A 15,871-nucleotide genomic window follows, 5' to 3' on the forward strand; every position below is an offset into this window, starting at 1 on the left:
ATGATAAATCAAATAGCACAGCATCATAATAAATTTCAGATGCCAGAAAGTTCCAATTCTTTTATGGGAGATGGCTTAAATGGTCTTGACAATAAAAAGAAGTTATTACCAGAAATATTATTCATTACTTCTTTTCCACCTCGCGAATGTGGCATTGCTACCTATTCACAAGATTTGATTAAAGCCTTAAATAATAAGTTTGATCATTCTTTTAAAATAAGTGTTTGTCCGCTAGAATCTGAAAATGAAAAACATACTTATTCCGAAGAACCAAAATATATCCTTGATACTAGCAATGAAAGCTCATTTACCAAATTAGCCTTTAGGATTAATAAAAATGAGGCTATTCAAATGGTGATGATTCAGCATGAATTTGGCTTCTTTGAAAAAAATGATGTGGAGTTCAATAAATTTCTCAAGGCACTCACAAAACCTATAATTATTGTTTTTCATACAGTTTTACCAGACCCCAATCCAACTTTAAAAGATACAGTACAGCAAATTTCACATATTGCACAATCTGTTATTGTGATGACTAATTCGTCTGCTAAAATCCTGATAGAGGCATACGAAATACCAAAGGATAAAATTACGGTTATTCCTCATGGCACACACCTAGTGCCACATTTAGATAAAGAAATACTAAAAAGTAAATATCAACTGACAGGTAGGAAGATACTTTCGACCTTCGGGTTGTTAAGCTCAGGAAAGAATATCGAAACAACCTTAGATGCGCTACCCGATATAGTGAAAGAAAACCCTGATGTACTTTTTTTAATCATTGGGAAAACGCATCCATCAGTAATTAAACGAGATGGAGAACGATACAGAGAATACTTAGAAGCTAAAGTTGTCGCTCTTTCGCTGCAAGACAATGTTAGATTTATCAATAGTTTTTTACCATTACCCGAACTGCTTGAATACTTACAACTTACTGATGTTTATCTGTTTACCTCTAAAGACCCCAACCAAGCAGTCAGTGGCACATTTTCTTATGCTATCAGCTGTGGTTGTCCTATTGTTTCCACCCCGATACCGCATGCTCGTGAGGTATTAAATAATGATGCAGGAATTATCATTGATTTCGAAAATTCGCATCAATTGGCTCATGCTGTTAAAAGTTTATTAGCCAATGAGACCCTTAGAAAAAACATTAGCTCTAATGGTTTACACAAAATGGCATCAACAGCTTGGGAAAATGCTGCGATTGCTCATGCTATTTTATTCGAGGAAATTGGTTTAGCACAAATTACGTTACAGTATAATCTGCCTGTGCTAAACCTAGACCATCTCAAGAAATTAAGTACTGATTTTGGAATGATTCAGTTTTCTATCATCAATCAGCCCGATATTGATTCTGGCTATACCCTTGATGATAATGCCAGAGCAATGGTCGCAATGTGTCAGCACTATGAATTAACACATGATGAATCAGATTTAGCATACATTAAGCTTTATTTCAATTTCATCAAATTCTGTTTACAAAAAGAAGGGTATTTCTTGAATTATGTGAATGAAGAAAAAGAATTTACAGAACAAAATAATACGACAAACCTTGCTGATTCTAATGGGAGAGCGATTTGGGCTTTGGGCTTTTTAATTTTCAAAAGTGCAATACTTCCTGAAGAACTAGCTAATGATGCCGAAGCGACTATTCAATTAGCATTGCAGAATGTTCAAAAAATATTCTCGACCCGTGCGATGGCATTTATCATAAAAGGCTTGTATTATCGTAATACGCGCTATAAATCTAAAAATAATATTGCGCTTATCAGAGAACTTGCTAATCGGTTGGTTCAGATGTACAAACATGAAGCCGATAAAGATTGGCAATGGTATGAAAGTTACCTTACTTATGGCAATAGTATTCTGCCAGAAGCAATGTTATGTGCCTATTTAGCCACTGGCGAATCTGTGTATAAGCAAATTGCAAAATCATCATTTGACTTTCTTTTATCCAAGACATTCAACCAACAGCGTATTAAAGTAATTTCTAATAAATGTTGGCTAAATAAAGAAGAAGATACTGTACAAAATGTAATAGGAGGAGAGCAACCCATTGATGTGGCCTATACGATATTGGCACTTAATAAATTCTATGAAGTTTTCAGAGAAGGCGAATACTTGCATAAAATGAAGATAGCCTTTAATTGGTTTTTAGGTAATAACCATCTGCATCAGATTATCTATAATCCTTGTACAGGAGGGTGCTATGACGGACTAGAAGAGAATTATGTAAACCTTAATCAAGGAGCGGAATCTACTGTAAGCTATTTGATGGCAAGGTTGACCATCGAAAAAAGCCTTCAAGAGAAAAATCCAGTGATGTCTAGCAAAGAGTGGCAACTGATTATAACAGTTCTGTAGTTAGGAATGTCCTTGTTGTGATTAGCAAATACTGTATCAATAGGATAGGATTTATTTCAATCAGTAAAAGAATATGAAAGCAATCATTTATTTAAACAGCACTTTGTGGTTCAGCGTAGTAGGATGCCTTATTATGTTTGACTTTATATCTTGTAACAATCGTTATCCAAGACCTGATGAAAGTTTTTCTAATATTTATCAAGCCAAAGAAACCGCACTTGACCACATAGCTCTAGAAAATGACAAAGAGTTTTTAGTAAATGTTGCAGAAATTGATTTAGAAGAAATAAAGCTTGGACAGTTGGCACAACATCATAGCCAACAATATGAAGTAAGAGTATTGGGTAAAATGATGGAAGTATTGCATTATAAATCATTAATAAATATAAAAGCCATTGCTAAGAAAAAATCAATCAGTATTCCCACAGCCTTATCAAACCGTGCTATTGATACTTACAGCAAATTGAATAAACAGTCGAAAAGTGATTTTGACTTTGCTTTTTGTAATATCATGGTTTTGAGCAACAAAGATGCGATAGATTCCTTAGAAAAGATTTTAGTAGAATCAAACGATTTAGATATGATTCAGTGGGCCACCCTCATGTTACCAGCATTACGGAGTAATCTTAATCAAGCTATTGCTTGTAAAAGAAATGCTAGGAGTTCGTCATTACGATATTAGATTCTTTCTCCTTATTTTGAATAATGATAAAAAAGTCAGGACGACTTCATTATTTATCGGCACAGTGTACAAAAAAATAGAAGTTGTATACAATCTAACACAGATTTGTATACAACTTCTATTTCGTTAGAACCAAGAAAAATGTCCTACTTGGTATTTTAAAAATCTATTTTGTGGCCCCAGTGGGAATCGAACCCGCATCGAACGTTTAGGAAACGTCTATTCTATCCGTTGAACTATGGCGCCTTTGTTGAGATTACAAGGAAAAATTCTCTTGTAATCTCAATAACTGCAAATTTCTCTAAAAACTCTTTAATAATCAAGGCAAGCGAAGAATATTCACTAGTTATTCTTCTTCCTCTTCCAGTTCTTCAGTTGAATAATGAACTTCATTTAGCCAATTTGGGAAAATAAGGATGTGCTTTTCTTTCACTGCTTTTACAATCGTTTCTCTTAGCTCTTCTATATTTTCTTTTTGTTCAGCTGAAATAAAAACCGTTTGAGGTTGAGGGTTATTCATGTATGAATTTTTCAAGAAAGCGGTTACTTTTTCAATCCTGCTTTGTTGATTTTCAGGTTCATTCCCAGACCCAATCTCCCAATCATTGATAAGAACTTCTTCCGACGAGAATAAATCTATCTTATTAAAAACAAGAATCGTGGGCTTGTCGGCTGCACCAATTTCAGTTAACGTTGAATTGACAACCTCGATGTGTTCCTCATAATTTGGATGAGAAATATCTACAACGTGTAATAAAATATCCGCTTCTCTTACTTCATCCAAGGTTGATTTAAATGATTCAATCAACATCGTAGGCAGTTTTCTGATAAACCCTACCGTATCTGAAAGCAGAAAAGGAATAGTATCGAAAGTCACTTTTCTAACGGTAGCATCCACCGTAGCAAAAAGTTTATTTTCCGCAAATACTTCTGCTTTGGCTAAGCGACGCATCAAAGTAGATTTCCCAACGTTGGTATAACCCACTAAGGAAACACGCACCATTCTATCCCTATTTTTTCGCTGCGTAAATGCTTGCTTATCAATTTGCTTGAGTTTTTCTTTCAAGAAAACTATTCTATCGTTAGCAATACGACGGTCAGTTTCCAATTCTTTTTCACCCGGTCCACGCATACCCACACCACCTCGTTGTTTAGAAAGGTGAGTCCACATCCTTGTTAATCGTGGCAAAATATACTGTTGCTGTGCCAGTTCCACCTGCGTTTTTGCTTGAACTGTTTTGGCACGCATCGCAAAGATGTTTAGAATCAATAAACTACGGTCAAGAATCTTTACTTCATGCTGAAATTTGGCAAACTCAGTTTCAATATTTCTGATTTGAACAGGCGAAAGGTCATCATCAAAAATTACCATGTCTACATCATTATCCACTACATAAGCGATAATATCCTGCATCTTACCTTTCCCCACATAAGTACGTGTATCAGGTTTTTCTAATTTTTGTGTAAAAGTATAAAGCGTATTGATTTGTGACGTATCTGCCAAGAAAGCTAATTCGTCTAGGTATTCTTTTGTTTGTTCTGCTGTTTGTTTTTGTGTTTGTACAGCCACTAAAACGGCTGTCTCTTTTACTTCTTCGGTAGTATGCATAATATCTTGATGTTCAATATTGGAATTTTATAAATAGCCTAAAATCATCAGGCCTCTACATGATTACCTTTCAATAATGATTGTTTCTAAATCCTGTTGTTGAAAGAATACATGTACAATTGTGCGCGTGTTATCTTATATTGACATTGTTGTTTTCGTTAATATTGTTTCCATTCGTCCTAATTACTGGCTAGCTAAAAGCCGACGATTAAACAGATTGAGTATTTTTAAAGATACGCAATTGGTTTTATCTTACAGAAATTAAAAACAAGTTTAAACAGAAATGGTTGATGTTGAAATTACTGCCCTTTCGGAGGGCAATATCCATGAAGACTGGATTTTGCAGAGCCGAGAGAGGATTTTAGCAGAAAATTTGTCTTAGCTTCATGTTTGTAATGATACTGAAAGAATCGTTTTAAAGTTAGTGGTGCAAAGGTATAATTATTTTTCTGAATTCTATCTTATTATGCATAAAAAAACCTGTAAGCGTTAAATACTCTTACAGGTTCAAAAAAAGAAGTCAATGATATTACTTCATTGAAGCAATTAACTTCTCATTTAACGCTACATAATCCATATTATTGGCTTCTTTAGCAAGTTCTATTGATTTTTTGGCTGTTTCAATCGCTACAGCTTTATTTCCTAGCTTTGCTTGAATCTTAGCCTTTAAGTGCATAATCCAGAATGCTTTAGGAGTTTGCTCAACGGCTTTATCTGCCCAAGCCAATGCTTTGTTTAAATCCTTGCCTGTTTCAAAATAATAGCTAGCTGCCTGAAAGTACGGACGACTATCAACTGCCAATGCTGTTTCAATAGCTTTGGTAATTTTGCCATCAATATCAGCGGTTACTGGGATAGCAATAGCTGTTTTTTCCCAACTGATTTCAATATCTGCTGACGAAGCCGTTAGGTTAGCAATCTCAATCGTAAACGTTTCAACAGAATTTGCTAAGGTTGTCGGTTTTACTTTGAATTTTGCAACATCTTCTTCGGCTTTGTAGCCATCAATGCCCCAGTTGTTCAAGCCTTTATTGAAAATCACTTCCCACTCATCTTTGTTAGGAATAGTATATAACACATACGTACCAGCTTTTAAAGCTACACCACCTACTTTTACATCCTCGCCAAAAGTTACTCTGGTAGCTGCATTCGCACCTGTTCTCCATAGTTTACCGAAAGGAGCTAAGTCGCCAAAAACTACTCTGCCTCTGATGTTTGGTCTTGAATACACTACCTCGATAGAAGATAAAGCAAAATCTTGTTTGATAGTCTGTGTAGGACTTGGTGCAGGTGTTTTAATTACCTGTGCATTTAATGAAGTATTTAAGGTAAAAATTGCAAGAATTGAAACAATAAAGTTTTTCATGAGAAGAATATTTGTTTAAGTATATTCTACAAAGTTAAGGATAGTTACATTAACAATTCTTTAGGTTTTAGTTATCAACTCAAAATTTTCGATAAACAGTAAATATTGGTGGGTGAAAATATTTCACCTTCGATGAATTCTTTTTTCTTAGGATATACATTTTATTGAATTTCTATATAATAGACTTTTAACTAATAAAAATTTAATCTATCAATTTTCCAAATGATGTATATTTGTTTAAAATTATATGTAAATGGCAGAATTTGTAGAGAAATATATTAATCCTTTTACCGACTACGGTTTCAAGAAATTGTTTGGCGAGGAGCTAAACAAAGACTTATTATTGGATTTTCTGAACGAATTATTAAAAGAAGAGCAAGGACAAATTACAGCGTTAAACTACCTAAAAACAGAAAATCTTGGTCTGACAGAATTAGATAGAAAAGCTATTTTTGATTTGTATTGTGAGAATGAAAAAGGAGAGAAATTTATAGTGGAGTTACAAAAGACTAAACAGAATTTCTTTAAAGATAGAACAGTTTACTATTCAACTTTTCCGATACGTGAGCAAGCTAAACGAGCAGATTGGAATTATGAATTAAAGGCTGTTTATACTATTGCCATTCTTGATTTTGTTTTCGATGCAGATAAAAATGAACCCAATAAATTTAGGTATGATGTAAAGTTGAAAGACACAGAAACAAATAAAGTATTTTATGACAAGCTGACTTTCATCTATTTAGAAATGCCTAAATTCAAGAAAACAATCGATGAATTAGAAACGAGGTTCGATAAATGGTTGTATGTAATCAGTAATCTAAACAAGTTAGACAGAATTCCTGATAGTTTGCGAGAACAAATCTTTGAGAAGGTATTTGAAACCGCAGAAATAGCCAAGTTTACCCAAGAACAGGTATTATCTTATGAAGATAGCTTGAAGTATTACAGAGATTTAAAGAACTCATTGGATACTGCCAGAGAAGAAGGAGAGATAGAGGGAATATTGAAGGGGAAGTTGGAAGGTGAGAAAGAGGGTATATATAAAGGAAAGTTAGAAGTAGCCCGAAATATGCTTTCATTAGGAATTTTAATCGAAACAATTATTCAAGCTACTGGTCTTTCTGAGGAGGAAATTAATCATTTAAGAGAAAATTTATTTGAGCAATAGCCAAAAAAAACTCATTCCTTTTGAGAATGAGTTTTTTAATGAAATATCGTATCTTATGCCGCTGCCAAAGCTTCTGCACCACCAACAATCTCAAGGATTTCGTTAGTAATGGCTGCCTGACGAGAACGGTTATATTGTAATTTCAATTCTTTCAATAATTCACCAGCATTATCTGTTGCCTTATCCATCGCTGTCATTCTAGCACCATGCTCAGAAGCATTTGATTCAAGAACGGCTTTGTAAATTTGTAACTTCAACGCCTTAGGAATTAATTCATTGATGATTTCTTCTTCAGAAGGTTCAAAGATATAATCCACAGAAGAAGCCTTCACTTTGTCGTCTTTTTGCTCAACGATTGGTAATACTTGTTCTGTCTTTAAAATCTGAGTCGCTACGTTTTTGAATTCGTTATACACCAATTCAACAACATCGTATTTACCTTCTTCAAAACCTTTCATCGCTGCTTCTGCTGCAGTACGAACGTTTGTGAAACTTAATTTTGTAAAGATATCAATATAATCACTGTTTACATTATATCCACGACGCGAAAGGTATTCACCACCTTTTTTGCCAAGTGCCAAAATTTCAACATTCCCAGCGGCTTGTTGGGCTGCATATTTTTCGCTGATTAAGCTAACAGCTGCTTTACCAACGTTGGCATTGAAAGCACCACACAAACCACGGTCTGAAGTAACAACAATGATTAAGACTTTGTTGATAGCACGAACGATAGTGTATGGATTTTCTTTTGCTCCTTCTGCATTAGCAGAAACGGTAGCAATCATTTCAGTCAATTTCTTTGAATAAGGACGCATCTGGATGATAGCGTCTGTCGCACGGCGAAGTTTTGCTGCCGACACCATTTTCATGGCTTTGGTAATCTGCTGAGTAGAGTTTACCGAGACTATTCTGTTTCTTACTTCTTTTAATGAAGCCATTATCTTTTCTAATAAATGAATGATAGAATGAATGAATGATAGTGAATTAATCTACTTTGTAAAATCACTATCATTCTATCATTCAAAATTGAAAATTATTTTTTACGCATATTTCGGCGCTACTTCTTTAGATACTCTTGTCAAGACATCTGTCAAAGAATCATCAAATTTACCTGCTTTCAAAGCATCCATTGTTGATTTTTGCGTAGCGTTCATTACGTTAATGAAATCTTTTTCAAATTCACGAACTTTGCTTACCGCTACCGTGTCAAGAAGACCTTTTGTTGAAAGGAAAATCATCGCGATTTGCTCTTCAACTCTTTGTGGAGCACCGTTTGGTTGCTTCAACATTTCAAGGTTACGACGACCACGTTCGATAGTCAATTTCGTAGCAGCATCTAAGTCAGAACCAAATTTAGCAAATGCTTCCAATTCACGGAATTGTGCTTGGTCAAGCTTTAAAGTACCTGCTACCTTTTTCATCGACTTGATTTGAGCATTACCACCCACACGTGATACCGAGATACCTACGTTGATAGCTGGACGAATACCCGCATTGAAAAGGTTTGATTCCAAGAAAATCTGTCCATCCGTAATTGAGATTACGTTTGTAGGAATATATGCTGAAACGTCACCCGCTTGTGTTTCGATGATTGGAAGAGCTGTTAATGAACCACCACCTTTTACCAAATGCTTGATAGATTCAGGTAAATCGTTCATGCTACGAGCAATCTCGTCAGATGAGTTAATCTTAGCAGCACGCTCTAATAAACGACTGTGAAGATAGAATACGTCACCTGGGTAAGCTTCACGTCCAGGAGGACGACGAAGTAATAATGAAACTTCACGGTAAGAAACAGCTTGTTTAGATAAATCATCATAGATAATCAATGCTGGACGACCTGTATCACGGAAGAATTCACCAATCGCAGCACCTGTAAATGGAGCAAAGAATTGCATCGGAGCAGGGTCTGAAGCACCCGCAGCTACAATTACAGTATAGTCCATCGCACCAGCTTTGCGAAGTGTTTGTTCGATTTGTTTGATAGTAGAGGCTTTCTGACCACAAGCTACATAAATACAGTAAACAGGGTTTCCAGCTTCATAATATTCTTTTTGGTTAATGATAGTGTCGATACAAACAGTAGTTTTACCTGTCTGACGGTCACCGATTACCAATTCACGTTGTCCACGACCTACTGGAATCATCGCATCGATTGCTTTGATACCTGTTTGAAGGGGCTCAGTTACAGGCTGACGGAAGATTACACCCGGAGCTTTACGTTCCAAAGGCATATCGTACAAATCACCTGTGATTGGTCCATTACCATCAACAGGCTCGCCAAGTGTATTTACAACACGACCGCAGATACCGTCGCCAACTTTAACAGATGCGATTTCGTCAGTACGTTTTACAGTATCTCCTTCTTTGATTTCAGACGAATCCCCTAATAATACCGCTCCAACGTTATCTTCTTCAAGGTTCAAAGCTAGAGCTTTTAAGCCGTTATCAAAAACGAGTAATTCACCCGCCTGTACTTTCGATAGTCCGTAAATACGGGCTACACCATCACCGATTTGTAATACGGTACCTACTTCTTGAAGTTCAGCCTCTGATTTTGCTCCTGAGAGTTGTTCTCTCAAAATGGCTGATACTTCATCTGGTCTGACTGATGCCATTATAATAAGTTTGTTTTGTGATTTTGAATTTGGAATAGTACTTAATCTACTAGATAAGAATTAGTTAAATATCAATTAGAGATTATTTATTAAAGACTTACAATATTAATAAATACTCTATCGTTGCTCGCTGAATTCTTTAATTAATAAATTACTTATTTTTCAGGTGCAAAATTAGGGAACAAATTTCACAATTCCATGAAATGCTGAACATTTCATGCTTAAATGTTATACTTTTTTGGGATTCATTATTCTTCCATGTTAGCAAATCTGCCACTTTTTGAGCTTTTATCTTCAAAAAATCCTTTTTTAAGCTTAAAACTAAGATGATGTATAGTTATTTTCTATTTGTTAATAAAATTTATCGATTTGATTTATGTATTTAAAAATTCTAAGTTTGTGACATCAAATAATAATCTTCATCTATAAATAGCTTACTATCATGTCTGAAACAACGATGAAATTAACTACTGCTTTTGAGATGATAGAAATGCCTAAGGAGAGAGCGACCATTATACGCAACCGAGTAATTTGTAGCGTTTGATGATTGATGATGCCAAGGCGAGAACTGTTAAAATATCATTGGTGCGATGTCAGGGATTACTACCCAATGGAAGATAAAATTACCGATTTGCAAGTATGCCCTTGATTCAGATCAGACATTGGTTTGGAAAAGAGAATCGCACAAGGGCTTGGTATTGATGCCGTTGAGATAATGCCACAGAAACATTAGTAGTTTTAATAGTTTTTTTAGATGCAAAAAGCGTCGGAGCAAGTCGGGCAGGACTTTGTTTCGACGCTTTTTTTTAGTATTCTGTCTTGAAATTTCAGCACGTTGTCAGTATTTGATATAATATGTAATAATAAGGAGATAAATCATGCTATAGATTTCTATTAAAATTCCGTTCTTTGTAAAACCAGTTTGTCTTGATGACTGGCATCAACTATAAAAATAAACTATGAAACTAACTTTACGAGCATTAATCCTCAAAAGCTTATTTTTTTGCTGTATTTCCATTTCGTTTACTACACAGTCATTTGCACAAAATACAGAATTTAAGTTGCCTTTATTGTCAGGGAAAGTAAAAGATTCTAACACAGGTGAATCAATTGTTGGTGCAACGATTTTTTTGGATTTCAAAAAATCAGGTGTAATCACCGATTCGTTGGGTAATTACCAACTGTATTTACCCCCAGGCGAATATGTCATTAAAGTTAGTCATGTGGGGTATAAACCTTATCGTACAAAACTAACCTTAAAGGCTGATACTAAGTTGGATGTTACTTTAGAGGATGTCTCTAAGACACTTGAAGAAGTAATTGTTTCTAGTCAGGCTACTCGCAAAAGCATACAGACGCCTTCTTTGGGGGTTACTTTGCTGAGTATTAAAGGTATTAAGAAGTTGCCAGCGATGATGGGTGAGGTAGATATTATCCGTTCGTTACAAACCTTACCGGGTGTGTCGTCAGTAGGTGAAGGCTCAAATGGGATAAATGTACGTGGAGGAAATGTTGACCAAAACTTAATTTATATAGATGAGGCCCCTATTTTTAATCCAACCCACCTTTTTGGGTTGTTTTCAGTGTTTGCTTCTGATGCTATTCGCGAATTAGAACTTTACAAAGGAAGTATTCCATCTCGCTTTGGTGGTCGGACGGCCTCCGTGTTAGACATTAAAATGACAGACCCTAGCTTAGAGAAATTTAAACTTTCGGGCGGAATCGGGTTGGTATCTAACCGAGCGATGGTTGAGGTACCGATTATCAAAGAAAAATTATCGGTTGTAGTAGCAGGAAGGGTTTCCTTCAATGATTTTTTGTTTAAATGGATTGGGCCAGATAATATGAGAAATACGCGGGCTAATTTTTATGATGTAGCGACTAAAGTATATTTCAGACCGAATAAAAACAATACCATTTCGCTCTCTACGTATATGAGTAAAGATTTCTATCAAGTAGATTCCTTATTTAGTTTAGAAAATGTAGTGGCAAAACAAACTCAGTTTGACTATGGACATTTGAATTTTTCTGCTCGTTGGAGTCACTATTTCAATACGAAATTTAGTTTAGACGTAGTAGGAGTAGTGAGTAATTATAAAACTAGAACGTATGCACCTGATAGTGTCAATAGAATAGATTTGTACAACAGTATTGATTATAAAAACATCAAGGTAAATTTTGATTATAACCCAGATGAAAAACACAAAATCAATTTCGGTGCTAGCGGAATCAATTACCAGATTTCACCAGGTAAATTGAATGAAAATGTAAAATCGAGGATTTCGAGCGTTTTATTACCAAGGGAACAATCGTTAGAGTTAGGGTTGTTTGTGGATGATGAATACAAAGCCAATGAAAAGTTGACGATACAAGCGGGCATTAGGTATGCACAATATTTAAGCTTAGGCCCAACGACTACTCGAAAATATTTAGATGGAGAACCAAGAACAGCCTCCTCTCAAATCGGAGAAGAAATTGTATCAAGTGGTGCTGTAGAGAAATCTTATGGTGGGTTTGAGCCTCGTTTAGCAATAAAGTACTCTTTGGGCGAAAACAGTACCTTGAAAATAGGCTATAATAGAATGCAGCAATTCATTCAATTATTATCTAATAATACCACGCCACTACCTACGGCACGTTGGAAAACCGCAGACGAATATATTAAACCTCAGGTGAGTGATTTTGTATCTTTAGGCGTATTCAAGACCTATAAAGATAATGTGTGGGAGTTTTCAGCAGAGGGATATTATCGTTCAACACAGAATGTAGTGGATTATATCTCGGGAGCAAATCTGCAATTGAGTCAAGCCATCGAAACACAACTCATTTCAGGCAAGGGCAAATCCTATGGGTTAGAATTGATGTTAACGAAAAAAAGAGGTGAGTTGAATGGTTGGGTGAGTTATACTTTCGCACGTTCTTTGCAACAAGTAAGAGGCGATTACCCTCAACTCCAACAAATTTCTGATGGAAATTGGTATGCTTCAAATTATGATAAGCCTCATAGTTTGAATATTATGATGAATGTCCAACCAACAGTACACCATAGTTTCTCTTTTACATTTGCCTATAATACAGGTCGTCCGTTTTCGTCTCCATCAGGGTTTTTTCAGTTGGATAATAAAAGATACCCTGTTTACGAAGCCAGAAACAATGATAGAATATCTGATTATCATCGCCTAGATTTCTCTTGGACTATCACCAATCCAAGTATGAAAGAAAAACGCTGGGAAGGAAGTTGGACTTTTACGGTGTATAATCTTTATGGAAGAAAAAATGCCTATTCGGTATTCTTCAAACCTGCTGGTGTTGCTTTGAAACCTTATGAGTTAAGCGTTTTCGCTAACCCATTGATTTCATTGACTTATAATTTTAAATTTTTATAAAAAGACTTGTATTGCTTTCGTTTAGAAAGATTGAAATATATTATCATGAAAACTAAATTTCCAATATTTTCCCTACTTTTCTGTATACTGGTAGCCTCGTGTATTACACCAATTACAGACTTTGTACAAGTATCCTCAAAAAGCTTCTTCACGATAGAAGCTAACTTAACAGACCAACCCGGCCCACATAAAGTGCATTTATATATGTCTTCAGATAAAATTTCGGGAGGATATTTTTTGCCAATATTAAAAGCCAAAGTTTATTTAACAGATGAAAAAGGTGTTGTTGAAAACCTGACAGACCCTAAATCTACAGGTTATTACCAAACTTCCGATAAATATGCTGGACGCGTGGGAGGTACTTATACCCTAACTATCGAAACATTAGATGGTAAAAAGTATGTTTCTACCGCAGAAACGATGAGACCCGTTCCAGAAATAGAAAATGTGATTACTAGATTCGACCTACAAGATAATTATGCCAAAGGAGACCCTCGTCGTGGAGGTTTTAATATCTATGTAGATTTTCAGGATTTTTCTACTACAGGAGATAATTATCAATGGTATTGGAAACATTATGAACGTGCTTTCATTTGCGAGACTTGTCCGAATGGCTATTATGATTTTACCAAGAATATGTGTGTTTTCCCTAAAATACCAACAGACGTAATTTTGAATTATAAATGTGATGGAGATTGTTGGAATATATCATTTTCAACTGATTTGAATGTATTTTCAGATTCATATCTAAACGGACAGAGAATTACGGGCAGACGGGTAGCAAGAATACCTTATGATGATATTACACCATATTATCTTCAGTTTGAACAACGTTCTATTACTAAAAATGCCTATAACTATTATCAAAGTCTGGCAGCCCAAACACAAAATAATGGTACACTGTTTGATGTCCCTGCTGAAACAAGATTTAGTTATAATATCAAATCAACAACCAATACCAGTGAAAAAATACTGGGTATTTTTGATGTACACTCAACTCGAAAAAAGATATTTTATATAGACCGTTCTGTAGGAGTACCAGCAGGTGAAGCCCCTGTTACTGTAAAAATTGTTGGAGATGTTTTCGCTTGCCCTCCAGCTTCTTCAAATTGTAAAGAGTATGTTCAGTGTAACGATGGTTTGTACAGAACACCATTTAAACCAGAAGGTTGGAAAAATTAATTAGTAAGTTTCTCGAAAAATATATTCATAAATGAGTGGTAGAAATATTAAAATCGAACAAATTTGTATTATAGAAGTTGTCTTTAAACAATCTCTTGAGCGAATTGTTACGTAAATACGAGAAACTTAATTTATAAAAATGCAAGTACAAGAACCACACACGTTGTCTGATAAGTCCTTGACAACTAAGCTTAAAACAGGAGTATTAATCGTTAATTTGGGTACGCCCGATTCGCCAAATACACCAGATGTCCGTAAGTATTTACGCGAATTTTTGATGGATGGGCGAGTAATCGATATTCCTTATGCTTTTAGATGGATGCTAGTTAACCTTATCATTGCACCATTCAGAGCACCCAAGTCGGCTAAGGTATATAAAGAACTTTGGACAGATAGAGGTTCGCCTTTAAAGTTTTATGGCGAAGACATCGAAAAGATGCTTCAAGCACAATTGGGCGATGATTATGATGTGAAATTGGCAATGCGTTACCAAAGCCCAAGCATGGATGCTGGCTTAGAAGCCTTTAAAAAATCGGGCTATAAAAAGATTATCGTTGTTCCGTTCTTTCCACAATATGCATCAGCAAGTACAGGGTCGGTTTACGAAAAAACGATGCGTATCGTAAAAGAATGGCAAATTATTCCTGAAATAAGCTTTGTCAATACTTTTTACGACCATCCTAAGTTTATAGAATATTTTGCTACGGCGGCTAAAAATTATATGGCTAAACACGAATACGACTATTTTATGTTTAGTTATCATGGTTTACCACAACGCCAAATCCGTAAAGGCGACTGTACGGGAGAAACCTGCAAGTTTGGCTCATGTTGTGATACTATACATTCGATGAATCAATATTGCTATCGGGCACAATGCCATGAAACCACAAGGTTGTTAGTAAAAGAATTAGGCTTGGAAGAGGGTACTTATACTACTACTTTTCAGTCGAGACTAGGTAGTGATCCTTGGGTACAACCTTATACAGATGTTGTAATTAAAGAATTAGCCAAACAAGGCAAAAAGAATATCTTGGTATTCTCGCCTGCATTTGTTGCCGACTGTTTAGAGACTACGATAGAAATAGGAGAAGAATACCGTGAAATGTTTGAAGAATTTGGCGGACAACATTGGCAATTGGTAGAGAGCCTAAATAACTCACCGATGTGGGTGGATTTATTGGAAGATTTGATTAAAAAGGCGTGATAGAGCTGTAAGCTTTGAGCTTTGAGTGATGAGCTTTTTTTTCGCCGTTGTTGGTGTCTTCACCAACAACTCGTGCGACAGCAATGCAGCTACAGCAATTTTAACAAAACTAACTATTGGGTTGGCGTGTTGCTGACGCTAGTCTTGTTGGTGAACTAACACCAACAAGGGCGAAACTAACTCATGGCATGACTTCTAGTAATCTATGTCTTATCAAAATAATTCCATAGTCATGCCATGAGTGAATATACCAACAAACCAACAAGTACAAAAATCTTTCATTTAGGGT

10 protein-coding genes and 1 tRNA gene are annotated in these 15,871 nt (G+C 35.6%); 6 read left to right on the forward strand and 5 right to left on the reverse strand.

Translation table 11 applies throughout. The annotated features are described in order from the left end of the window. Complete coding sequence (locus J2Y60_RS08190; protein WP_309923274.1) at positions 1–2,367, forward strand: glycosyltransferase; 2,367 nt, start codon at positions 1–3, stop codon at positions 2,365–2,367. 73 nt (positions 2,368–2,440) lie between these two features. Next, entirely contained in the window at positions 2,441–3,049 is a 609-nt protein-coding gene (locus tag J2Y60_RS08195) for a DUF4142 domain-containing protein (RefSeq protein ID WP_309923273.1), read from the forward strand. 174 nt (positions 3,050–3,223) lie between these two features. On the opposite strand, the gene J2Y60_RS08200 is transcribed toward J2Y60_RS08195, so the two are convergent. From J2Y60_RS08200 to J2Y60_RS08210, 3 genes are all read right to left on the reverse strand, one after another. Next, positions 3,224–3,295: transfer RNA gene (locus tag J2Y60_RS08200), tRNA-Arg, on the reverse strand. 100 nt (positions 3,296–3,395) lie between these two features. Then, on the reverse strand, positions 3,396–4,658 hold the full coding sequence (hflX, locus tag J2Y60_RS08205) for a GTPase HflX (RefSeq protein ID WP_309923271.1): 1,263 nt from the start codon (positions 4,656–4,658) through the stop codon (positions 3,396–3,398). A gap of 529 nt (positions 4,659–5,187) precedes the next feature. After that, positions 5,188–6,024, reverse strand: coding sequence for a DUF2911 domain-containing protein (locus J2Y60_RS08210; RefSeq protein ID WP_309923270.1), 837 nt, complete (start codon positions 6,022–6,024; stop codon positions 5,188–5,190). A gap of 253 nt (positions 6,025–6,277) precedes the next feature. On the opposite strand from J2Y60_RS08210, the gene J2Y60_RS08215 reads away from it, so the two are divergent. After that, on the forward strand, positions 6,278–7,192 hold the full coding sequence (locus J2Y60_RS08215) for an Rpn family recombination-promoting nuclease/putative transposase (RefSeq protein ID WP_309923267.1): 915 nt from the start codon (positions 6,278–6,280) through the stop codon (positions 7,190–7,192). Positions 7,193–7,245: 53 nt separating this feature from the next. Here J2Y60_RS08215 and atpG read toward each other — a convergent pair whose 3' ends face one another. Together atpG and atpA are read right to left on the reverse strand one after the other, a co-directional pair. Then, positions 7,246–8,130 carry an ATP synthase F1 subunit gamma gene (atpG, locus tag J2Y60_RS08220; RefSeq protein WP_309923265.1) on the reverse strand — a complete coding sequence of 295 codons (885 nt, stop codon included), beginning with the start codon at positions 8,128–8,130 and terminating at the stop codon, positions 7,246–7,248. 102 nt (positions 8,131–8,232) lie between these two features. Next, entirely contained in the window at positions 8,233–9,810 is a 1,578-nt protein-coding gene (gene atpA, locus J2Y60_RS08225; protein ID WP_309923263.1) for a F0F1 ATP synthase subunit alpha, read from the reverse strand. A gap of 959 nt (positions 9,811–10,769) precedes the next feature. On the opposite strand from atpA, the gene J2Y60_RS08230 reads away from it, so the two are divergent. The 3 genes from J2Y60_RS08230 (at position 10,770) to hemH (ending at position 15,582) form a co-directional block, all read left to right on the forward strand. Beyond that, positions 10,770–13,196, forward strand: a complete 2,427-nt coding sequence (locus J2Y60_RS08230) for a TonB-dependent receptor (protein ID WP_309923261.1) — start codon at positions 10,770–10,772, stop codon at positions 13,194–13,196. A 45-nt stretch (positions 13,197–13,241) separates the two neighbouring features. Beyond that, positions 13,242–14,378, forward strand: coding sequence for a DUF4249 domain-containing protein (locus J2Y60_RS08235; RefSeq protein ID WP_309923258.1), 1,137 nt, complete (start codon positions 13,242–13,244; stop codon positions 14,376–14,378). A gap of 139 nt (positions 14,379–14,517) precedes the next feature. After that, positions 14,518–15,582 carry a ferrochelatase gene (hemH, locus tag J2Y60_RS08240; protein ID WP_309923255.1) on the forward strand — a complete coding sequence of 355 codons (1,065 nt, stop codon included), beginning with the start codon at positions 14,518–14,520 and terminating at the stop codon, positions 15,580–15,582. Positions 15,583–15,871 lie beyond the last annotated feature (289 nt).

Source organism: Arcicella sp. BE140, assembly GCF_031456255.1.
Taxonomy (GTDB): Bacteria; Bacteroidota; Bacteroidia; order Cytophagales; family Spirosomataceae; genus Arcicella; species Arcicella aquatica.

Excerpts from the sequence above, each read along its gene's own strand:
- J2Y60_RS08190 (WP_309923274.1), top strand. The coding sequence starts at position 1 with ATGATAAATCAAATAGCACAGCATCATAATAAATTTCAGATGCCAGAA.
- J2Y60_RS08195 (WP_309923273.1), top strand. The coding sequence starts at position 2,441 with ATGAAAGCAATCATTTATTTAAACAGCACTTTGTGGTTCAGCGTAGTA.
- hflX (WP_309923271.1), bottom strand. The coding sequence starts at position 4,658 with ATGCATACTACCGAAGAAGTAAAAGAGACAGCCGTTTTAGTGGCTGTA.
- J2Y60_RS08210 (WP_309923270.1), bottom strand. The coding sequence starts at position 6,024 with ATGAAAAACTTTATTGTTTCAATTCTTGCAATTTTTACCTTAAATACT.
- J2Y60_RS08215 (WP_309923267.1), top strand. The coding sequence starts at position 6,278 with ATGGCAGAATTTGTAGAGAAATATATTAATCCTTTTACCGACTACGGT.
- atpG (WP_309923265.1), bottom strand. The coding sequence starts at position 8,130 with ATGGCTTCATTAAAAGAAGTAAGAAACAGAATAGTCTCGGTAAACTCT.
- atpA (WP_309923263.1), bottom strand. The coding sequence starts at position 9,810 with ATGGCATCAGTCAGACCAGATGAAGTATCAGCCATTTTGAGAGAACAA.
- J2Y60_RS08230 (WP_309923261.1), top strand. The coding sequence starts at position 10,770 with ATGAAACTAACTTTACGAGCATTAATCCTCAAAAGCTTATTTTTTTGC.
- J2Y60_RS08235 (WP_309923258.1), top strand. The coding sequence starts at position 13,242 with ATGAAAACTAAATTTCCAATATTTTCCCTACTTTTCTGTATACTGGTA.
- hemH (WP_309923255.1), top strand. The coding sequence starts at position 14,518 with ATGCAAGTACAAGAACCACACACGTTGTCTGATAAGTCCTTGACAACT.